19 protein-coding genes and 1 other RNA gene are annotated in these 21,251 nt (G+C 37.6%); 3 read left to right on the forward strand and 17 right to left on the reverse strand.

Annotated features, from left to right (window positions below):
• Nucleotides 1–92: 92 nt before the first annotated feature.
• The 5 genes from rnpB to NSQ14_RS10355 form a co-directional block, all read right to left on the reverse strand.
• Nucleotides 93–477, reverse strand: an RNA gene (rnpB, locus tag NSQ14_RS10335) — RNase P RNA component class B.
• A gap of 165 nt (nt 478–642) precedes the next feature.
• Nucleotides 643–951: a cell division regulator GpsB gene (gene gpsB / locus NSQ14_RS10340; RefSeq protein ID WP_034770570.1), complete on the reverse strand. Its 309-nt coding sequence runs from the start codon at nt 949–951 to the stop codon at nt 643–645.
• 210 nt (nt 952–1,161) lie between these two features.
• The gene (locus NSQ14_RS10345) at nt 1,162–1,401 is read right to left on the reverse strand and encodes a CotD family spore coat protein (RefSeq protein WP_072012686.1); all 240 of its coding nucleotides are present in this window, start codon (nt 1,399–1,401) and stop codon (nt 1,162–1,164) included.
• Between the two features lie 415 nt (nt 1,402–1,816).
• A complete protein-coding gene (locus NSQ14_RS10350) occupies nt 1,817–3,085 on the reverse strand; it encodes a ribonuclease H-like domain-containing protein (protein ID WP_095141355.1) in 1,269 nt (422 codons plus the stop codon).
• Nucleotides 3,082–5,358 (reverse strand): DEAD/DEAH box helicase, encoded by a 2,277-nt coding sequence (locus tag NSQ14_RS10355; RefSeq protein WP_041846398.1) that lies wholly within the window; start codon nt 5,356–5,358, stop codon nt 3,082–3,084. The genes NSQ14_RS10350 and NSQ14_RS10355 overlap by 4 nt, the downstream gene beginning before the upstream one ends.
• A 175-nt stretch (nt 5,359–5,533) precedes the next feature.
• Between NSQ14_RS10355 and NSQ14_RS10360 the strand changes: the two genes are divergently transcribed.
• Nucleotides 5,534–5,989, forward strand: coding sequence for an Hsp20/alpha crystallin family protein (locus NSQ14_RS10360; RefSeq protein ID WP_227092358.1), 456 nt, complete (start codon nt 5,534–5,536; stop codon nt 5,987–5,989).
• Between the two features lie 143 nt (nt 5,990–6,132).
• Here NSQ14_RS10360 and NSQ14_RS10365 read toward each other — a convergent pair whose 3' ends face one another.
• The 4 genes from NSQ14_RS10365 to NSQ14_RS10380 form a co-directional block, all read right to left on the reverse strand.
• Nucleotides 6,133–6,663: a YppG family protein gene (locus NSQ14_RS10365; protein ID WP_346216304.1), complete on the reverse strand. Its 531-nt coding sequence runs from the start codon at nt 6,661–6,663 to the stop codon at nt 6,133–6,135.
• A gap of 62 nt (nt 6,664–6,725) precedes the next feature.
• A complete protein-coding gene (locus NSQ14_RS10370; protein ID WP_043988329.1) occupies nt 6,726–7,106 on the reverse strand; it encodes a YppE family protein in 381 nt (126 codons plus the stop codon).
• Between the two features lie 266 nt (nt 7,107–7,372).
• Entirely contained in the window at nt 7,373–7,669 is a 297-nt protein-coding gene (locus NSQ14_RS10375) for a hypothetical protein (protein ID WP_041846395.1), read from the reverse strand.
• A gap of 304 nt (nt 7,670–7,973) precedes the next feature.
• Nucleotides 7,974–8,927: a DUF2515 family protein gene (locus NSQ14_RS10380; RefSeq protein ID WP_326973389.1), complete on the reverse strand. Its 954-nt coding sequence runs from the start codon at nt 8,925–8,927 to the stop codon at nt 7,974–7,976.
• 101 nt (nt 8,928–9,028) lie between these two features.
• On the opposite strand from NSQ14_RS10380, the gene recU reads away from it, so the two are divergent.
• Together recU and NSQ14_RS10390 are read left to right on the forward strand one after the other, a co-directional pair.
• Nucleotides 9,029–9,628, forward strand: a complete 600-nt coding sequence (gene recU / locus NSQ14_RS10385; protein ID WP_034770578.1) for a Holliday junction resolvase RecU — start codon at nt 9,029–9,031, stop codon at nt 9,626–9,628.
• A gap of 103 nt (nt 9,629–9,731) precedes the next feature.
• Nucleotides 9,732–12,338, forward strand: a complete 2,607-nt coding sequence (locus NSQ14_RS10390) for a PBP1A family penicillin-binding protein (RefSeq protein WP_346216305.1) — start codon at nt 9,732–9,734, stop codon at nt 12,336–12,338.
• 32 nt (nt 12,339–12,370) lie between these two features.
• On the opposite strand, the gene NSQ14_RS10395 is transcribed toward NSQ14_RS10390, so the two are convergent.
• The 8 genes from NSQ14_RS10395 to dinG form a co-directional block, all read right to left on the reverse strand.
• On the reverse strand, nt 12,371–12,859 hold the full coding sequence (locus NSQ14_RS10395; RefSeq protein WP_156103214.1) for a YpoC family protein: 489 nt from the start codon (nt 12,857–12,859) through the stop codon (nt 12,371–12,373).
• On the reverse strand, nt 12,834–13,502 hold the full coding sequence (gene nth, locus NSQ14_RS10400; RefSeq protein WP_346216306.1) for an endonuclease III: 669 nt from the start codon (nt 13,500–13,502) through the stop codon (nt 12,834–12,836). The genes NSQ14_RS10395 and nth overlap by 26 nt, the downstream gene beginning before the upstream one ends.
• Before the next feature lie 11 nt (nt 13,503–13,513).
• On the reverse strand, nt 13,514–14,215 hold the full coding sequence (locus NSQ14_RS10405) for a DnaD domain-containing protein (protein WP_034770584.1): 702 nt from the start codon (nt 14,213–14,215) through the stop codon (nt 13,514–13,516).
• A gap of 83 nt (nt 14,216–14,298) precedes the next feature.
• Nucleotides 14,299–15,591 (reverse strand): asparagine--tRNA ligase, encoded by a 1,293-nt coding sequence (asnS, locus tag NSQ14_RS10410; protein ID WP_034770591.1) that lies wholly within the window; start codon nt 15,589–15,591, stop codon nt 14,299–14,301.
• 296 nt (nt 15,592–15,887) lie between these two features.
• Nucleotides 15,888–17,078, reverse strand: a complete 1,191-nt coding sequence (locus tag NSQ14_RS10415) for a pyridoxal phosphate-dependent aminotransferase (RefSeq protein ID WP_346216307.1) — start codon at nt 17,076–17,078, stop codon at nt 15,888–15,890.
• Nucleotides 17,079–17,153: 75 nt separating this feature from the next.
• The gene (locus NSQ14_RS10420) at nt 17,154–17,651 is read right to left on the reverse strand and encodes a DUF5590 domain-containing protein (RefSeq protein WP_251249748.1); all 498 of its coding nucleotides are present in this window, start codon (nt 17,649–17,651) and stop codon (nt 17,154–17,156) included.
• A 42-nt stretch (nt 17,652–17,693) separates the two neighbouring features.
• Nucleotides 17,694–17,864, reverse strand: coding sequence for a YpmA family protein (locus NSQ14_RS10425; RefSeq protein ID WP_072012687.1), 171 nt, complete (start codon nt 17,862–17,864; stop codon nt 17,694–17,696).
• Between the two features lie 239 nt (nt 17,865–18,103).
• Nucleotides 18,104–20,836 carry an ATP-dependent DNA helicase DinG gene (gene dinG / locus NSQ14_RS10430; RefSeq protein ID WP_235819458.1) on the reverse strand — a complete coding sequence of 911 codons (2,733 nt, stop codon included), beginning with the start codon at nt 20,834–20,836 and terminating at the stop codon, nt 18,104–18,106.
• Nucleotides 20,837–21,251: the final 415 nt, after the last annotated feature.

Consider the following 21,251-nt stretch of genomic DNA (forward strand, 5'->3'; position numbering starts at 1 on the left):
TCACCTTTACTATTATTAACACAATTCAAAACAAAAATGCTCCCTTTCAAAATGAAAAGAGAGCATTTTTTCCGTTTTAGCCGTTAATAACGTTCTGTAAGCCATGTTCTGTACCATCGTACTGCTTACGATTGAAAAATCTCGTACTCCGGTGGTAATCATCTATCTGCAAGAGCTTGTCTCTTGCCTCTCTCTTGAGTTGAATTCCTCAGAGAAAGTTCCCCTACCATTATTTGGGTTTCTCGCTCGCGGGGTTTACCTCGTTCCACCCTTGTCATTTCTTCCAAGGCTACGTCACTGTGGCACTTTCAAGGTAATAGAGCCATATCCGAAGACTTAGGCTCGTTCCCTGCCGTCAGCCCAGTCGAAACCAGGCTGCCCTAGCTTATTGTTTCGCTAGGCACGAACACTACGGGCATCTCAGCACCGTGCGAGCATGGACTTTCCTCAGCATAATTGCCGCGATTACCCGAACGTTATTAACATGACACGTATATATTATAAAAGAACTTTTTCTAAAATACAACTGGTATTTTTTTCTGTCATTGTGACTGATAAGCAAGATAAATTTTCGATAACTGTTAAAAACCGTTGTGTCTGAAAAGTGGTCCTTTATCTATATACCAACTTACTTGATTGGAATTACCAGTCTTTATCATTATTTAATTTATTCCCAAAGACATGTTTTTCCAAATTGCTCAATCTTTTTAATATATCAAAATTCGTTGCACCGGTTGTTTGTACGGGCTGTCTTCGCGCTTCTTCCAATTGTTTTTTTAGTTTTTGATTTTCGAATACAAGTGTTTCAATCTCCTTATTGAAATTTTCATAATCCTTTATAATGATATCCAGAAATTTATCAACTTCCTCTTGATTATATCCACGCATACTCGTTTTAAATTCTTTTTCTAAAATATCCTTAGGTGTTAATTGAATATTGTTTGCTATCAAAGTTTTTCACCTCGATCATGCTCATCATTAATCTTATTTTTTCAAAAATGCATTCCTTTGTCAATTCTTGCTTGTTGTTTGTTTCAATCGTCTAACGTATTTATGTAATCATTGATATACCTTATTATATAATAAAATGGAAGAAAAGGGTCTAAAGAACTATTATGGGGGGCCGATATTTTTCATCAGCCCCATATTTCTCATTTACGTTTAAAAACCAAATGGTCTTCTTGGCGGCGGACAACAGCAATTCAAATGCTGATGGCATACTTCATTTACCACTGAATGGGTATGCGGGCAATAATGTTGGTGCTGAAACATATGCTGGTTGACAGTGGTCGTATGTGAAGGATGAACATGCGGTACGATATGTGTAAATTGGTTTGTATTTACAAATTGTTGCGTTGGATGTACCACCGGCGGCAATACATTGGGTGGAAATGCAGGCATACATATACTCCCCTTTCTGCTGGTTGATTTCCTTATACATTAATAACCTATGTCAAAACAGGGGAACATGTACTAATGAAAATACCTATTTTTCAACTTTGAAACCACCGTCATCAATACCAGAACAATACCTTCATAATCACGTCTCGAAAAACCGTAAAAAAGAACATCGTTGAAATAACAATTGTAAAGAATAAAAATAAAACTGTGCGATGCATGGCATTCCCTTTCTTTCAAAAAATATGATGATAATCCAGAACTAATTTTAATTCCAGCCAAGCTTTTCATCAATATTTTTTTACTGGAAAATATGCATCCACTTTTCAGCAACCAATAAGGTTAGGTGAAAGATTTTACCAAGCCGGTATAAACAAATCCGATTTTTTGGACGTGAACCGTCATGACCATGTTCAATTTAACTTAATTTTTTTCTTCTTATTTTCCCTTCCAAGCGAAAAATTCTTTTTTCTAATTCTTCCTTTAAATGATTATTTTTATAATCCAAGAGCTGAGTTGATTCATACTCTTCTAATGCCAATATGCTTAATTGTAGTGCCTTTTCAAAATCCTTGTTCACATGCTCATGAACTTTTGCCAGTTCGATGCAAGCATTTATTTTCTCTATTCCGTTGCCCAGTTCAATGATTTCTTGCCAAATCGCTTCTGCCATATCCCGCTTCTTCTGTTTTTTATATTGAATGGCAAGATCATACATGCCCTTCCATTTTTCTCTCCCTCGTAAACTTGTTATCGCCTCTTCATATACTTGAATGGCCGCATCCCTTTCATTCAAAGCAGAATACCATTTACCGACGGCTAATTTTTCCCTATTTGTTTGATTCACATCAAGTCCTAATAATTGACAGGAAATATGCGTATATAAAATGATTAGGGATAGTACATCTTCCTCATTATGCTCCATCACCTTAACAATTCCGTCCAGTTGATTGGATTGAAGAAAATCAAAATAAATGATGGGCGCTAAATATCCGGGAACATCTTCTTCCCTTTCGATTCCCAAAACCTCTTTCTCAACGATTGTAAGTTTTACGGATTCTAATTCATCTTTCCATAGTCTCCTTGATGCATGCAGCAAATCAAAATGACCAAATGCCGGAAGCTTCGGTACATGTTCTCTGATCAATGTGTGTCTTGTTTTCACTTGCGGCCAATCAAATGCTTTTCCATTATACGTAACAAGGGTGGTATAATCAACTGATTTCAAAAAACTGTGATAAAGCGGAATTTCACCCCCGGGTTCAGGCAATAAATGTTGTTTCACTACGACCTCATCATCATCAATGAAAGCATAACCTAATAAAAAGATCGTATTGCCTGTTCCACCACCGAGTCCTGTCGTTTCCGTGTCAAAGAAAAACAAATCTGTTGGACGGTACCCTTTTGCGGATAAAGGGTGGAGAAGAGAATGATTTTGCCAAGCATTGACGACATTAAGATAATCAAAAAATGTATATTTCCCCCTTTGTGTTTCAAGAGGATAGCGGACTTCACGAATAAGGCAATATTGATCATCTAATATATATGGAGCAACCCCGAAATTATGCCATTTTTCCAAGTTTGGTATGTCGATAAGTTCTTGTTTTGCTTCCGGTTGCGATTCTTGTTTCTTCGTTCCGGTTGGTAAGTACGACTGATAAACTGCTAACTTGTTTTTTAACTTCATTTAAGCACCCCATTTAAGAAAGCATTCAAAAGGGTAATTGCATCTATTTTGCCGTTTTGTGAAGTACCGTCCGTCCCAATACAAGAAGGACAACCATTCTCACACGGGCAATTTTTTATCATTTTCCTCGCTTCCAGCAAAATATCCGTTATTTTATCGTAAATTTGATCGCTCAGGCCCACTCCACCCGGATAACGGTCATATAAAAAGATCGTTGGTTTTTCATTATGACTCGATTTCAATTGCGGTGTCACATACACATCGCTCGGATCACACATCACATACATCGGCACCATATTTTTTAAAAGATGTGCCATACCGATCAACCCTTGCTCCAGGCGATCTTTATGCCAATTCGGCTCATCCTTTAATGAAATCCATGCCGAAGTTGTATGCAATATTTGTTCCGGTAAATGAATCGGACCGGAACCGATATTTTCATGGGTTTCAAATTTAATCTTTTTAAAAATTGTCGCCATCGCTTGTACAGCCACGTCCCCATATTGAATTTGCGCGACATCCGTTTCTCTTTCCTTATCAACCTCTAAAACTTTCAAATCAACAGCCAAGTTTGCATCTGTATAATAATCCGTTTGCACTTCACGTACAAATGCCTTTTTTTCCTCCCAGTCTAATTTTTCTACCTGATATTGAACTCCTTGATGCATGTAAATTGCCTCATCATGGAGAAGCGTTAAAGCGCTGAAAGTATCCATTTCTCCGATCACTTGTACATGGGCAATGTCGGTTTGGTCAATAATGACTACATTTTCCTGTGAAGCGGAACGAAGACTGATATTATGCGCCGGAAATGAATCACTCATCCAATGATATTTATTCCCGCTAAAAACAAGAATTTTTTGATCAAGCAGGTAATCGAGTACATCCTCCACATCAATCCCGCCAAACGTTTCTCCTTTTTTAAACGGTAATTCGAAAGCTGCACATTTTACATGATCAACAAGAATGATTAAATTATCCGGGTTGATTCGGGCAACTTCCGGTGACTGTTTGAAAAAATATTCCGGATGATTGATAATGTATTGGTCTAGTGGGGCTGAACTGGCGACATACAAAATTAGCGCCTCTCCATGTCTTCTCCCGGCTCGTCCGGCTTGTTGCCAGGCGCTCGCAATCGTACCGGGATAACCGGTCATTATACATACTTGTAATTGTCCGATATCAACGCCCAACTCCAACGCATTCGTGCTGACCACACCATAAATATCCCCATTTCTCAGCCCTTTTTCGATTTCTCTTCGCTCTGTCGGTAAATAACCGCCCCGGTACCCACGTATTCCCTTTGGTCCAATCTTATCTTTAATCAACTCTTGTAAATACGTTAAAATAATTTCCACTCGAACTCTGCTTTTCGCAAAAATAATTGTTTGAATTTTATTTTTCAGAAACTCCCCGGCGAGCTTCCGAACTTCCAAAGTTGCACTTCTCCGGATATTTAATTGTTTATTTACAATCGGCGGATTATAAAAGACAAAATGCTTTCTTCCGCTCGGGGCACCGTTTTGATCAATTAACTGCATGGTTTTACCTGTTAAAGCTTCGGCCAGTTCCTTTGGATTGGCAATGGTCGCTGAAGTACAAATAAACACCGGATCACTTCCGTAAAAACGGCAAATCCGTTTTAATCGACGAATAACATTTGCTGTATGGCTTCCGAATACACCACGGTAAATATGTAATTCATCAACGATAATAAATTTTAAGTTTTCGAACAGAGAGACCCACTTTGTATGATGCGGCAAAATTCCGGAATGAAGCATATCCGGGTTAGTTATTACGATATGGCCAGCTTTGCGAATTTTTTGCCGGATATGCGCCGGTGTGTCCCCGTCATATGTATAACTATTAATTTCGATCCCCGCTTCATCAATCAATTCATTTAATTCACTTTTTTGATCATAGCTGAGTGCCTTCGTTGGAAACATATATAACGCTCTTGCTTCAACGTTCTCTAAAATCGTTTGCAGAACCGGAAGATTATAACAAAGTGTTTTCCCGCTCGCCGTCGGGGTTACGGCAGTAAAATCCATTCCTTTCATACCATAATCAAAAGCTTCCCGTTGATGACTGTATAAAGAGGTAATCCCCCGCTTTTCTAATGCTGCCTGCAATTTTGGATGCAATTCTTCAGGAAATGGAACATTAATGGCCTCCTTCCCTTCTATCGTTTCCCAATGGATAATATTTTCGTTAATTTCATTTGTTTGTTTCATCCAATTGATGATTTCTTGTAATTGACGCTTACCTAGCATCCGCTTCACCCTCTACAATTCATACCAAATTTCCCTTTAACATTTATTATAACGAATACACGTTCCTATATCAAAAAATATTTACCGTACAAACATCGTACCATTAATCTAACACGATTTTTATTATTTTTCATATATTATATCGGAAATAAAAATAAAAAGTGGGGTGGAAAACATGGATGAACAATTACCGGAAAAAAAGGACAGCCATTCAAATGAAGCTTCTCCATTTTCTCATATTTTTCAGGACCGGCCATTTCGTAATATTTTGGAGACCATTGATCAATTTTTTCAAAACTCCAATTTAAAACCGGGTTTCAAAGTCAATGTTCAAGAAGATGTTGATAAATACATCATATATGCAGAATTACCCGGGGTAAAGAAAAATCAAATTGACATCCATATTTTGGAGAGAAGCATTACCATCACTGTGAATCGTTCAGAAAGTGAGACAATTCAAAATGATAAAGCTAAATCATATACGAAGATACACGAATATGAAAAAGCCAGCCGGACGATTCCTTTTTATCATCCAATTCATTCAAAAAACGCCAAAGCCAAATACCGTGACGGGCTATTGACGATCATCCTGCCAAAAAAATCCGGGAAGAAACTGAATTTAGAAGATTGATGTTTTTAAAAGTTAAATAATTGTTTTATACAAACAGATGAATTTCGCTAATGTCCATTGAAAATAATGGTAACCTACAGCAATTGGTTTTTCGCCAATTGCTTTTCTTAGATATGATGGAAGGACTTGCACTTGGCACATATTTACGATTTAAATAAAAGACTGAATCCTTTTAGTAAAGAAGAAACTTGATTGATTACTCCCATGAATTGACCGGCCGTTCCTAGCATTTTATTAAAATCGATGGATCCATCTTTATTTTTAAATGATTGGATAAAGCTGTTCATCGGACTCTGGGGAAAAGATTGATGCGACGCCGATAAACTAAAATTTGGTAATATCTGATTAGAAAAATTTGAAATTTGATTATAAATTGGGTGTAATGGATCATCCAAAAATTGTGTAAACGGTACATCGTTATTATTAGATGGGAAATGGTTGTCTTGATTAAAAAAAGCACTCGGAGGCCAGACTTGTCCGGGAGCGACACCGGGAAACATACCCTGAGAATTCATTGGTGTTGGACCATGAAAGAATGGCGGTGGGAACGTATTTACCCCTACAGGAAATTGCAGGTTGGCATTCGTACCTAAATGATTTTGTGGCATTCCAAATGTCTCCGGAATCGCATTATATTTTCGTGGAAAAAACTGGTTGTGTGGCAGATGATACATACATATCAATCCTCCTCATGAACTCCACCATATTGTATGATTGTTCGCCTAATCATGTGAATTTAAAAGTTTTGCGGAAACTCATTTTCGTTTATTTCGCTATGTAATTTTTCTAATATATAATGGATTGAATGGAGACGATGTTTAAAACGGGAATAGCTTGTTTTAGGAAAAAAAGCTTGTACACTTATTTCTTTAATATTCTCAATAGTGGCATCGATTTGTTGAATATATAAGTGTTTCGGGTGAGAAGTGACAATGAATTTCTTCGCCAGTTCCCCCCACTCTTCTAAAACGAAATGGACTTCATCAACAAATGGTTTAATAACCGTATAAAAATCTTTTTCTTCTCCCGTTTCCCGTGCATGTTCATAAATGTGATCCATTTCCATTACATAATGTTTTAATTTTTTCGTTGCTGATACAAGTTGCATTTTGTCCATACATTAACCCCTCCTATCCATCCAATTATATCATAAGTAAAGAAAACCCGGTGATTGCCGAGCCTTTAGGCGAAAGCAGAGCCGCAAGAGCACTTATACTTAATTCTTAAAATTTCCAACTACGTCGAATTCGCTTCTTTGCTGGAAATTTATACTTTCTTAACGTATAAGTAAAGAAAACCCGGTGATTGCCGGGTTTTCTTTAAACAGTCCTACTGATTGAAGTTTCACAATATCAACGGAAAATCAAAGCCGGACCAATTTTTTTACATTGATGCTGCCTGTTTCATAATCGGCTCCGTATTCCTCACCTGTTGTTTCGTTTGATTTTCTTTCGTCACTTTCATTATTTCCTTTTCTATCGCAGAAATATTTCTTGAAAGGTTACTTGTTTGTTCTATTATTTCTTCCGTTACAACGAGATGCATCTTTTGCTCCACTAACGCTATTTCCATTTCCAAACACTTGATTAATTCCAAAATTTCGCTCGTTTTCACTGTTTTATTGCTTGCCATCTCAATCCCTCCATCCTTCGTTATTATGTAATTTCGACCTGCTTTCATCACTTCCTTCCTGTTTGACAAAACTAGAAGAAATTCGCCAAACAAAGTGGAATTCTGACAAATATTCAGAAATCATTGTCAAAACATGTTTCTTGACCTTTTGTTCATAATAACGATAGGAGGTGCAGCCAATGGAAAAAAAGAAGAAACAAAATCGCGTAACTGAAAAAGAAAATCATGCAGACACAAAAGCGGCTAAAGGAAATCCAAAACTAAATGGCCCAAACCGTCCATCCACTTAAGTTAAAGGAAGACACCACTACATATTGACTTCTTTCCCCATCGTGGTGTCTTCCCTTCTTACCTACTCATTCCACCGCATCCATTCCTTCAAGTTTACCAACAGTTCAATTTCTATATGTTTTTTCCTTAACCAATAAGTCATGTTCACTTCTTCTTTTATGATGGGTGGCAGGAACCATCGTTTTTTAACCCGTTGCTTTTTATCCCAAGATATCCCGGTTAATGGTTCCTGCTTTACAATCGGATACGTTAGTCTTAACATAGGCGTGTTCCGTTTTTTTAACCAAAATTTTTCGTAATCGTACCGTGAACCTGTATGCGGTGTATGAATGGCAAAATCAATAAATGTTTGAAGCCTCCCCGTATCAAATAAAATCCACGCTAATTTTTTCCCGAGTTCGATTCGTTGATCCAGTTTGACAAATTTTTTTACAGTTGCCCCGAAAATTTCACCGTAACAAGTTGGAAAAATAACTGCATTGAAATGAAAAAGTTCCTGCAAATAAAAAGGTACTGTTTGAAATACTTTTTTTTGATAAAATAGTTTTGATATGATTGGCTCTTGTATCAAGTTCTGTTCATTAATAATGAGGGAATACAATAATCGATTTTCATTACCGGTTTGCCAAAATCGAAACCATTCTTGCTGCATAAATGCCGAAACATGAAAATAAGGTAGTAAGTGAAACAAAGGACGCCCTATTTTCGTTGAATAATGATAAAGTAATAATTGTGGATACGCATCTTGAAAAATCAGCCAATTAGCCCGTTCATAAGTTAAAAACAAATACGTGCGATATTGCTTGGTCAACAAGGAGGAATACGATTTGCCTTCCAAATCACACATATTCCAGCCGGCGTTACGGGAAACCAATCCGGCAAGAAAAGCCCATTTAATTTCTTGGTAACGAAAATAAAATGACTCATAACAATTCGTTCGTGATATATTATCTATATTGCCTTTTCTTGTTGTTTGTAAAATATGTTGGATTAATTGCCTCTCGTCATGATTCATCGAGATGTTCACATCCTTTATAAAATTTCGGTCGTTTCATTCCGACCGGTAAATAAACAGCCCGGAGTTGCGCATGAAGAAGGTTTAACGAGGTGGTTAGTTTGGAAATCCATTATCCGAATGGAAAAACGTTTCATTTTAAAAAAGAGGATAGAAAAATAAAAGTAAAAAAATATCAATACGGAAACCGTGGGATGACTTTAGAGGATGATATTAATGAGTCCAATAAATATTATTTGTCAAACAAGATTGCGGTTATTCATAAAAAACCAACTCCTATTCAAATTGTTCAAGTCGATTATCCGGAGCGTAGCAAAGCAGTAATAAAAGAGGCCTATTTCAAAACACCTTCGACAACGGACTATAATGGTGTGTACCGGGGGAAATATCTTGATTTTGAAGCAAAGGAAACAAAAAGCGAAACATCTTTGCCGTTAAAAAATTTCCATGAGCATCAAATTAGACATACAGAAGCGGTACTAGCTTGCGGAGGTATTGCTTTTGTCATTATTCGTTTTTCAAAAACAGAAGAAGTATTTCTTTTAGAGGGTGAACATCTGCTGAAATTTTGGCAACGGATGGAATCAGGCGGCAGAAAATCGATAGCGAAAGATGAAATTATGCAATATGGACATTATATACCACTTGGAATTCAGCCAAGAATTGATTATATTAGATTAATAGAATCTCTATATTATTAGGGGTAAAATAACTTACCTCAAATTGTGAGAAATTCCTTATTCGATATTTGACGGACAATCCCGTTTTCGATTTTGATAAGGAATGAAAGGATGGTCATTGTTTATGACAGAACAATATAAATCAAGAACAGAAAAAAGACGTGCGAACCAGAAAAATAAACAGAAACAACCAAAAGGAAAAGGGAAAAGTATAGCCAAGAAAATATTTTTAACGATGATAATTGTCGGATTTCTATGTTTAGTTGGCGGATTGGGAACCTTTGCTTACTTTGTTTCAGATGCACCAAAACTGGATCCGCAAAAGCTAAAAGTCCCTGTTCCGTCAAAAATTTATGATATGAATAAAGAACTGGTTACCGAATTAGGTACAGAAAAAAGGGATCTGGTTGAATTTAACGAAATTCCGGACCTGATGAAAAATGCGGTTTTGGCAACTGAAGACGTCCGTTTCTTTAAACATAACGGAATCGATTTAATTCGTTTGGGCGGTGCCGTCATTAGTAATATCACCGACGGCTTTGGTTCACAGGGTGCATCTACCTTAACGCAACAGGTCGTTAAGCTCTCCTTTTTATCAGAAGAAAAAACATTGAAGAGGAAGGCGCAAGAAGCTTGGCTTGCTCTGCAACTTGAACGCAATTTTTCAAAAGAAGATATTTTTGAAATGTATGTTAACCGTGTCTCAATGGGTGGGAATGTGTATGGAATTAAAGCAGCGGCTCAAACATATTTCAATAAATCACTCGATGAATTAACATTACCTGAAGCGGCTTTAATTGCCGGCTTACCGCAACGACCGAATGCTTATAATCCATTTGTCAATCCAGATTTAGCCGATCAGAGGAAGAACACTGTGTTATCTCTTATGCATCAGCACGGCTTTATCTCTGAGAAAGAAATGAAAGAAGCTCAAAATATATCTATTGCATCATTAATTGTAAACAAACCGGAGGACACAATTAAAGATGATTCGCCATATGATTCCTTCGTCGATCAAATTATCGAGGAAGTTGAAGCATTAGGTTATAACGCATTTACGGATGGCCTTGAAATATATACAACAATGGACCCGAACGCACAAAAGAGAGTCAATGATATTTTAAATACAGATGAATATATTAAGTATCCGAATGATGAAATCCAAGCCGGGGTCATTTTACTCGATACTCAGTCTGGAGAAATTCGGGCAATTGGCGGCGGTCGCCATCAAAAAGTAAGGCGTGGGCTTAATTATGCGATTGATATAAAAAGACAACCGGGTTCAACAATCAAACCAGTTCTTGATTATGGTCCGGCAATCGAGTATTTAAAATATTCAACATATCAAATTTTCAAGGATGAACCTTATACGTATTCCGACGGGACACCGGTTAAAAACTATAACGGGAAAAATTACGGCGAGGTGACCATGCGTTATGCCTTGCAAGAATCCTTAAATATTCCAGCTGTCAAAGCAATCCAAGCGGTCGGATTAGAAAAAGCGAAAGAGTTTGCCAATAATCTTGGAATTGGATTGAAGGAAATTTATGAATCATATGCAATCGGCGGCTTCGGAGGCGGTGTTTCCCCTTTACAGTTAGCCGGTGCTTATAGTGCTTTTGGTAACGGAGGAATATACAATGAACCGTATGCCATTAAGAAAATTGTGTTATCTGACGGGGAAACCGAAATTAATTTGGAACCGAAACCGGAACGTGTTATGAGCGACTACACCGCATTTATGATTTCTGATATGTTAAAAACGGTCGTCCAAAGCGGTACAGGTAGGGCTGCACAAATTTCCGGCGTTCCGATTGCCGGAAAAACCGGGACGACAAACTATACGAAGGATGAGTTAAAAAAATATAACTTAAAATCATCTGAGTCACCGGATTCTTGGTTTTCCGGCTATTCAACCAATTATACAGCTACAGTCTGGGTTGGTTACGAGAAGAAGGCAAAACCGGTAGATGATACAAAATTACCGATAAAGATTTTTAAATCACTTATGACCTATATGCATGACGGGATCGATACACCTGATTTTAAACAACCGTCAAGTGTTGTTAAATTACCGATTGAAAAAGGTTCCAATCCGGCAAAACTGGCAAGTCCGTTTACACCGGAAAGTAATATTGTCTATGAGTATTTTGTCAAAGGTACAGAACCGAAAGAAACATCAAAAAAATACGAATCGATTCCGGCTGTAACCAATTTAAGCGTTGATTATAACCAACAAAACGCAACGGCAAGCTTAAATTGGAACTATGAAAATGTTGATAATGTCAATTTTGAAGTACATTTATCAGCAGATGGTTCGGGTGATCAAATACTAGGCACAACAGATAAAAACAGCTTTGAGGCTAATAATTTAGTACCCGGATTAAAATATACATTTACGGTTTATGCCGTTTATGATGGCCATAAGAGTGATCCGGCTTCCGTTACCCTTGATCTTTCTTCTTTCACAGATGATTCACCGGATAATAATCAAGGAAATGAGGAAGATACGGATAATGAAGGAACAGACGAACAAGAAGACGATAGTGGAAGCACTCCCGGACAGGGAAATCCTCCGGGAACAAATCCAGGAAACCCAAACCCAGGGAATCCGAACCCAGGAACTCCAAGTACTCCTAATCCCGGAAATGGCGGGAATAACGGAAATGGCGGAAATAGTGGGGGTGGCGGAAATGGTTCATCGCAATACTCAACCGGTTCCGGCACGTAAATCTTCAATGAAAAGTAAAAAGAGTGAATCGACTAAGTTCGATTCACTCTTTTTTTCATTACCATATATTTATAAAAAATTTTTTCTTGTTCAATCATTAATTCGGATAGTTGGATAAAGGAATGGTACAAAGTCGGTCGCTGCATTAAAAACTGAAGCCGTTCGACGATATTTACCGGTTTCGCCTCAAACAGCACTAATTTCTCCTGTAAATTTTTTAAATCAGTCGGTTCATTGTTTGACCAAAATAACAGTCGGATGAAAAGGCTGATTCCCTTTACCATCAACGGTTTCGTTTCTTTATTTTTTCGTTCTTTAAACAGCCCAGTAAGCTCCTTCAAGTAAGGTTGCCACTCATGGACAATTTGGATAACTGCTTCTTTTTCATTTTTCCAAGGCATGCTTTCATCTATACCGAGATAAAACCGATTTTCTTCAGGAAAAAAATCGGCCGGCGTCAACGAATCAAGATAAAAGAACTCATGTTGTAATCGTTCACTTACCTGCATTTTCCAATTCAAGACCTTTCGTTCGTTTTTTTCCTTCACGACAAAGGGAAAGCAGCGGACATTCCAAACATTTTGGTGATTGGGCTTTGCAATGGTACCGGCCAAAAAAGATCATGCGATGATGGGTAATACTCCATTCATCCATTGGAACTTTTTTCATTAACGTTTTTTCCACTTCCAGAACACTATCTTTCCAACGACAAATGGCCAAACGTTTCGAAACCCGTTCGACATGCGTATCAACAGCAATCGCAGGAATACCAAAGGCAACAGAAACAACAACATCTGCCGTTTTTCTCCCCACCCCGGGAAGTTGCATTAATGTATCGCGATCACTTGGAACTTGTCCATCATATTTTTCTATTAAAATTTGACAAAGCTTTTGAATGTTTTTTGCTTTGTTCCGGTATAAACCGATTGACCGGATATCTTGTTGTAATTCATCTAACGAAACTTTTAAATAGTCCTCAGGCCGCTTATATTTTTCAAACAAAGATTTTGTTACTTTATTGACAAGGGCGTCTGTACATTGAGCAGACAAAACAACTGCAATTAAAAGCTCAAACGGATTCGAATGATTTAATTCACAATGGGCTTTTGGAAACATTTTCCCCATTTCATCCAAACAAAAACGTATCTCCTTTTTCGTTAACATATTCACTCCCCTTAACTTTCTAACCAATTATAAAACGGCACCGCTTCGGTTTTCTTTTGCTTTTCCTGCCCGCGGTTTTTTTGTTGCCCGTTGCGGAAATGTCTGCTTTGATCCTGTGCTTGTTCCACAGTTTTAATCCCGGCTTTTTTCCATTCAAAGAGAATCCGATCGATATAGCGGAAATTTAATTTTCCTGATAAAACAGCTTCCTTCAATGCAGCTTTGATGAGAGCGGGACTATGATGATCATTATCGATCCACATCGATAAAGTTTCACATTCTATCGGGGATAATGCTCTGGCAAATTCTTGCTCAAACAGGGTAAATAGCGAGCCTTCTTCCAGATTTGTTTGAAATTGCAAATCTTCCTGTTCATGAAGCGCATGCTCATTGATCAGTTTTAGCCAAAGTGGTTTTAGAGAATATTTTTCGAAATAAATGCCCTCTTCTGTCTGACCTTTCAAAATCTCCAAATACCCTCTTTGGATTAAAGTTAAGATGGTTTGCGAACAATGCTCAGTCGATAATACCATCCGCTCGGCAATTTCATCAATGGTAGGGAACTCTTTACCCTTCTCGATAAAATTGTAAATATGTAGAATAACCATACACTCGATATCGGTTAACCCGATTTTTTTATAATAACGGAATAAAAAAGAAGGAATCGAAATAACCCCTTCTTCAATCCAGGAAAGGAACGTGTTTTTATTCATATTTGACACCTCAAAATTAGTATAGCATGAATAAAAAGTTAATGAAATAGGGACTGTCATAAGTGTGACAATCCCTCTTCTTTCTATGGATATAGACGGTTTAATAAACGCGGGAATGGAATGGTTTCTCGGACATGTTCACAACCGGCAATCCAAGCAACGGTTCTTTCCAGGCCTAAACCAAAGCCGGAATGTGGAACAGAACCGTATTTCCTTAGATCTAAATACCAACTATACGTTTCTAAAGATAATTGATGTCGTTCAAGTTCTTGTTTCAATAAATCATAGTCATGGATCCGTTCAGAACCGCCAATTATTTCACCATAACCTTCCGGGGCAATTAAATCGGCACATAACACGACATCATCACGGGTCGGATCCGGTTGCATATAAAACGGTTTAATGGCTTTCGGGTAATGGGTAATGAACACCGGCTTATCAAATGAATTGGCAATCGCTGTTTCATGCGGTGAACCAAAATCGTCGCCCCACTTGATATCATCAAAACCTTGTTCGTGTAAAAATTTAATCGCATCATCATATGTAATTCTCGGGAACGGAGCTTGAACTTTTTCTAATTTCGTTGTGTCACGATTTAATATTTTCAATTCCAACGAACAATTTTTCAAAACCGATTGAACCACATAGGAAACATAGTCCTCTTGAACTTTTAAATTGTCTTCAAATTCATAAAAAGCCATTTCCGGTTCAATCATCCAAAACTCGATTAAGTGACGGCGTGTTTTTGATTTTTCTGCACGGAAGGTTGGTCCAAAAGAAAACACTTTTCCAAAAGCCATTGCCGCTGCTTCCATATATAATTGACCGCTTTGAGAAAGATACGCATCTTCGTCAAAATATTTCGTATGGAATAATTCCGTTGTTCCTTCAGGCGCACTCCCCGTCAAAATCGGAGGATCAATTTTTATAAAACCTTCTTTATTGAAAAATTCATAGGTTGCCCGAATAATTTCGTTTCTTATTTTCATATTGGCATGCTGACGTTTTGAACGTAACCAAAGATGACGGTGGTCCATTAAAAATTCCGTACCATGTTCTTTTGGTGTAATTGGATAATCATGGGCTTCGTGGATTAATTCCAATTTGGTTACTGATAATTCATAGCCAAACGGTGAACGCTCATCTTCACGAACGATACCCGTTACATACAAAGAGGATTCTTGCGTGAGTGATTTCGCTAATTGAAAAACTTCCTCAGGTACTTCATTTTTAACGACAACACCTTGGATGAAACCCGATCCATCACGAAGTTGCAAAAAGGCAATCTTCCCGCTGGAACGTTTATTGGCAAGCCAAGCTCCGATCGTTACTTCTTGTCCAACATAATTTTTCACTTCTACAATCGTTGTCTTCACAAACTTCCCTCCAAAAATACTACTAAAGCCCTTCTTTATTATACAGCTCCAAAAATTCACTAGCAACGTTTCCTAAACTTACACCGCACCTATCATAGTCAGTTCGATATGAACTAACCATCAGTGGTCACTTGATGGAAGTTTCGCTTTATCCCGCATGACGGGCACTAAATCTTCCTCTTTACGTTTAGAAAAAATTTACGATGCAATTAGTGAAAGATAAGTGCCCGTATGTACCCGATTGGCTCAACTAACCATCAGTGGGGCCTTCTCTCCCCACTGATGGAAGTTTCGCTTTATCTTGAAGTCATTTTAGTTTCCACAAAGTTTTTAATACGGGCGGCAGCCTCTACTAAAATATCTTCACTTGTTGCATACGATAAGCGAATATAGTCAGGCGAGCCAAATCCTGTTCCCGGAACGACTGCAACATGCGCTTCACTCAATAACGCTTCAGCAAACTTATCAACGGTATCATAACCGGTCAATTTTGCTGCTTCTTTCACATTAGGAAATAAATAGAATGCGCCATGAGGTTTGACACAGGAAAATCCAGGTATTTCCATTAATTTTTCATAGAATAGGTTTAACCGTTTTTCAAATTGAAGCTTCATTTCTTCCACGCTTTTTTGACTGCCACGATATGCCGCAATGGCTGCATATTGAGATGGAGTGGCCGGATTTGATGTGCTTTGGCTGGCAAGAGATGTCATTTGTTTTATTAATGCTTTGTCTCCTGCTGCATAGCCAATCCGCCAACCGGTCATCGCATGAGACTTTGATACCCCGTTAATAATCACCGTTTGCGATTTTAACTCTTTAGAAAGTTGGGCAATCGAAACATGTTGCTCCTCATCATAGATTAATTTTTCATAAATTTCATCAGATACGATGAGAATATCATGAAGCAAACAAATCTCACCCAAAGCAGCAAGCTCATCACGACTATATGTCATTCCGGTTGGATTGCTCGGGGAATTAATAATCAGTGCTTTTGTTTTTTTGGTAATGGCGCGCTGCAATTTTTCCGGTATTAGTTTAAACTTGGTAGTTTCATCTGTTTCAACAATTACAGGAACACCACCTGCCAGTTTTACTTGCTCAGGATAAGTGACCCAATATGGTGCAGGGATAATGACTTCATCTCCATCATTGATCAGTGTTTGAAACAGTAAGTAAAGCGCATGTTTTGCCCCATCGGTTACAATAAGGTTTGAGGGTTCATAGCTTAATCCTTGGTCTTTAGCAAATTTTTCAATGATTGCTTGTTTCAACTCTAACAAGCCACCAGAGGGAGTGTACTTTGTTTTTCCCTCTTTCATTGCCTGGTAAGCAGCTTCAATAATATGCTCAGGTGTGTTGAAATCGGGTTCGCCGACACCTAAACCGATCACATCTATTCCTTTCCCTTTTAATTCATTGGCCAGTGCGGTTATTGCCAATGTTGCCGACGGAGCCAATGTTTTGATTCGATTTGCTAGTTCCATCCGTGTTCCTCCTTCATTTGCCGGTTTTATTTATATTAAAAATAACTGAATCGACAACGTTTTTGAGCCTATTTTCTATAAATTATACACTCTGTACCATTCCCCATTATAAAAATCAACATATAAAATACTATAACGGTCTTCCTGATCCCGATAGGTTATTTCATATGCCGGAGCATTTTCAACCATTCCTAATTTTACCCGAATAATTTCTTTCGGCTTTTTATCATTCGATAAGGTAGTTAATCCACCCCGTACAAAGTTTAGTAATTCTTTTTCAGACATGCCTTCATTTTTTTCTTTTACAATTATATCTTTTTTTGCATCTTCCGGAACCCAGACAAAAATCTCTTTGTCCTTATCATTCTTACCCTTAATGACATAATAGCTGTCTGTATAATGAAACCAATCAACCGAAGTAACAGACACTAAATTCGTCTCCTTTTCCGCTCTTTCAATTGCTTGCGTTTCGCCTGTTTTCACCGATTTTGTAGCCGAGATATATATTGATATGAATCCGATCGTTAACAGAACAACCGAAACGATCGAAATCATGAAAATTTTAAATTTCATCATCCGTCCCTTCTTTTCAATGAAATGATTATTATGTAGCCTTTATGTTCGGTAAATGGTAAAAATAGCTTTTTTTTGATCTTCTTTATCTAATGCGAGTCCAAACATTAAATCTTCTTTTTTTAATGTTCGATTTAAAATATCAACGATTTTATAAAGGTCCGGTGAATATTCCACCTTTATTGTCGAAAGAACCTCTATCTTTCTTTCCATAAATCATCCTCCCCGGATCTTGTGAAACCAATTTCCATCATATGGCAAGTCTATAGGCGACTCGTAATGACCAAGCAGGTCCTTTGACTTGCCGCAAACAACGAGAAATCATTCCTTTCTCGACAGCTAAAGAATATTAAAAATCTTTCTTTATTATACCAAGAAAATAGTGTGAAAGATAACTGCTTTCTCCCGATCTTGAAAAAATTTATTACTATTTCATTAAAATATTTTGTCGTCTAGGAATCATTATCAAGCTTTTTACATAATAAAGTTAAATCGACCTTTTCCAGTGGTACCGGTGGGATTGAATGTAAAAACGTACGTCCATAACTAGTTGAATAAATGCGTTTATCAAATATGATCCATTCACGAATCTTCGTTCCCGGATTCATCAGTTTTACAAATCCTTGTTTAAAGCGAATAACCGCTTCCGGTAAAGATAACGTTTGAAACGAATTGATCCCTTTATTTTTCAGTGCTTTTGCTCGATGGTAATGAACCGGTTCATTAGGAGAAAGAAAAGGTAGTCTTACCATTATCGCCGTTTGAAGTGATTGATCGAAACTGAATTGTTCCAGATTCGAGTTTGAAATGAACAAAATCACCTTATCAAAGCGGCTAAATTGCTTACTAAGCCGATGTAAGCTTCCGCTTGAAACGCCTTGTGCCATGAGTAAATATTCATCAAGTGCACCACTGTCTTTTATTAAATGGTACGTTTTTTTCAACATTTCATTGGAACTGAATAAGATTAACAACTTTCTTTCCAAAGTTGTTGCGATGGCGATAATGGAATTACTAATTTTTTCAATATACTCCTCTTCCTTTACCTCTGAAATATTGGGTAAATCGTTTAAGCTGTATAAACGAATCTGTTTATAAAACGACTCGGTGGAATAAAACTGTTTAGTAACAACAGGAAAATCATTTAAGCCAAGCTTTTTTATCATATATTGGAAAGAGTCCTCGACTGTTAACGCATTTGAAATAAAGATGATCGCCTTTTTACGTAAATATAATGTCTTTGCTAAATCATCCTCCACATATAATGGCTGACTGTGAATGACAATAGATGTAAGAGGATTCCGTTCATCCATGTCTAACCAAATTAATTTATTGTTTTGCAAATCTTGAAATTCCATGTTCATTTGTTTAAGGATGGTTAGATCTGTCAATAGTAAGGAGAAGTCTTCAACTGTCATTTTTTCCTGTTCAGATAAAAAATGATAATAACGGAATAATTGATTTAACCGTTCTTCTAAACATGAAAAGAAAACGGTAAATGCATCATAAACTCGTTCCCAACTATAAAGAATATCGGAAAAAATCGGTGTATTTTCAATAACAATTTTTCCGTTATATATATTTTTGTTGTTTTGTTTATAAACAACCACACATGTTTGAAAAAACTCATCCAGACGTTCTAAAAAATCATGAATAATCAATTGAACTTTCTCTGCATTATATGTAACCGGCAAATTGTATTTTGTCAGTATCGCATCAATTTTTCCCGACACTTTCATTTGTTCAATCGGACCTAATTGATTTAATAAAAATTTCATTCTCCGGTAAGTTAATTTCATTCCGAAAACCGATAAAGCGTTATTTTCAAATAAATGTGCCTCATCAATAATGACATATTCAAAATCAGAAAAAATATTATTTTCTTCCTCCACATTTGTTAACAAATAATGATGATTTGTAACAACAATTTGTGCTGCGCTGGCTTTGGTTACGGCTTTCCGATAAAAATCCCGGTCGAACCATGGATTACTTCCTTCCTTATCGATTTGAATACCGGAAATCCTGCGCAAAAATTGCCAACCGCCTGTCGATAAATTCAACTCATCACAATCACCGGTTTCTGTTTCAGTCAACCAAACTAGAATTTGCATTTTTGTAATCACTTCATCATAATGCTCACTATGCTCATGTAAGATTCGTTCAAATTTCCATAAATTTAAATATCGGTTTCGTCCCTTCAACAACTGAACGGAAATTGGTTGAGCCAAACATGAACGAACTTGTGGAATAATCTCTTGTAAAATAACTTGCTGATCATGAACCGTTGCGGTTGCCACTAATACAGGCTTGTTTTTTTGCATCGAAAAAACGGCGGCCGCTAATAAATAAGAAAATTTATGATTGGTCTCTGCACCGGTTTCAATTAATGCCAAATCACCACGATCAAGAGAAGCATGAATAAAAGAAGCGGGTGATTCTTCTGCCCATTCGTCTTGTAAATTCACTTTCTCCAAAACCGCTTTATGGTGCCCGGTACTTAGATTTTGATCGACTTTCTCTTTTTTCAATACAATTCCGCGAAACAGTTCCAAATCAACAGCTAATTTTCGCGGATGACTGACCCTTTCTAAATACCACTGATCAAGAAGGTGAAATAAATCCGACTTTACATATTTTGCCAGATTACGTAAAGCGAAAATCGTTTGATCCGGAAGATGATCCAGTTTGTTAAGCATGGCTAAAAACCATTCAGCCGTGACGATGGCATCACTGTCTGCCTGATGCGGCCGGTCATGATCGAAACCGGCGAAATTGGCAATATCACTCAACTTGTAACTTTCCAAGGTAGGCATAAAGATGCGCGTCATTTCCACCGTATCAATAACCGGAGAGGTAAGTTTCGGAAAACCCCCAAGCTCCAATTCATCCTGCAAAAAGGTTAAATCAAAATGGGCATTATGAGCAACAAAGCAAGCTTCCTCCATCAGTTGGAGAATTTCCCCGGCGACCTCCGTAAAAGATGGGGCATTAGCAACCATCTCATTATCAATCCCGGTTAATTCGGTAATAAATGGAGAAATAGGGATTCCCGGATTAAGAAAGGTGGTAAATGTCTCCGTTATTTTTCGATCTTCCAGGACAACGCCGGCAAACTGGATCATTCGGTCGCCTTTTTTCGGAGAATGTCCTGTTGTCTCTATATCCACGATTACAAATTTATTCAAAGTCAACACCTCATATTTCTATCAAGAAAACATTACCATAATTTTGCACTTTCGAAAAGTCTCCTATTCCTGATAGGAAAGTAGAAGCTGGTTCTTTCGTAGCTTTCCTTGTGAAGCCAAACAAGAAATAAGAAAAGCGCAGAGCGCCCGCTTAGCGACGTACAAACTGGAGCGCCCCGCAATGAGAACAGATTTGCTTCCTCGAATAGACATCGCACGAAGAAAAAGCGATTAGCTTTTTCGAGGAAAAGGAAACACGGCGAGTTTACGAGCTGATGTTGACTTATCGTAGTGGAGGGGAGTGAAGTTTGCTAGTCGCTGGCGCTCGGAACTAGACAATAAAACTAATCCCAAGTTATTTACTTGTATTTTTATACTTTCTTATTCTGTTAAAAAGTCCGGCTGAAATCGATAT

The sequence above is a fragment of the Caldifermentibacillus hisashii genome, assembly GCF_039654145.1.
GTDB lineage: Bacteria > Bacillota > Bacilli > Bacillales > Caldibacillaceae > Caldifermentibacillus > Caldifermentibacillus hisashii.

Coding starts and splice junctions, on each gene's coding strand:
- NSQ14_RS10345 (WP_072012686.1), bottom strand. CDS start 1,401: ATGCCTGCATTTCCACCCAATGTATTGCCGCCGGTGGTACATCCAACG.
- NSQ14_RS10350 (WP_095141355.1), bottom strand. CDS start 3,085: ATGAAGTTAAAAAACAAGTTAGCAGTTTATCAGTCGTACTTACCAACC.
- NSQ14_RS10355 (WP_041846398.1), bottom strand. CDS start 5,358: ATGCTAGGTAAGCGTCAATTACAAGAAATCATCAATTGGATGAAACAA.
- NSQ14_RS10360 (WP_227092358.1), top strand. CDS start 5,534: ATGGATGAACAATTACCGGAAAAAAAGGACAGCCATTCAAATGAAGCT.
- NSQ14_RS10365 (WP_346216304.1), bottom strand. CDS start 6,663: ATGTATCATCTGCCACACAACCAGTTTTTTCCACGAAAATATAATGCG.
- NSQ14_RS10370 (WP_043988329.1), bottom strand. CDS start 7,106: ATGGACAAAATGCAACTTGTATCAGCAACGAAAAAATTAAAACATTAT.
- NSQ14_RS10375 (WP_041846395.1), bottom strand. CDS start 7,669: ATGAAAGCAGGTCGAAATTACATAATAACGAAGGATGGAGGGATTGAG.
- NSQ14_RS10380 (WP_326973389.1), bottom strand. CDS start 8,927: ATGAATCATGACGAGAGGCAATTAATCCAACATATTTTACAAACAACA.
- NSQ14_RS10390 (WP_346216305.1), top strand. CDS start 9,732: ATGACAGAACAATATAAATCAAGAACAGAAAAAAGACGTGCGAACCAG.
- nth (WP_346216306.1), bottom strand. CDS start 13,502: ATGTTAACGAAAAAGGAGATACGTTTTTGTTTGGATGAAATGGGGAAA.
- NSQ14_RS10405 (WP_034770584.1), bottom strand. CDS start 14,215: ATGAATAAAAACACGTTCCTTTCCTGGATTGAAGAAGGGGTTATTTCG.
- NSQ14_RS10415 (WP_346216307.1), bottom strand. CDS start 17,078: ATGGAACTAGCAAATCGAATCAAAACATTGGCTCCGTCGGCAACATTG.
- NSQ14_RS10420 (WP_251249748.1), bottom strand. CDS start 17,651: ATGAAATTTAAAATTTTCATGATTTCGATCGTTTCGGTTGTTCTGTTA.
- NSQ14_RS10425 (WP_072012687.1), bottom strand. CDS start 17,864: ATGGAAAGAAAGATAGAGGTTCTTTCGACAATAAAGGTGGAATATTCA.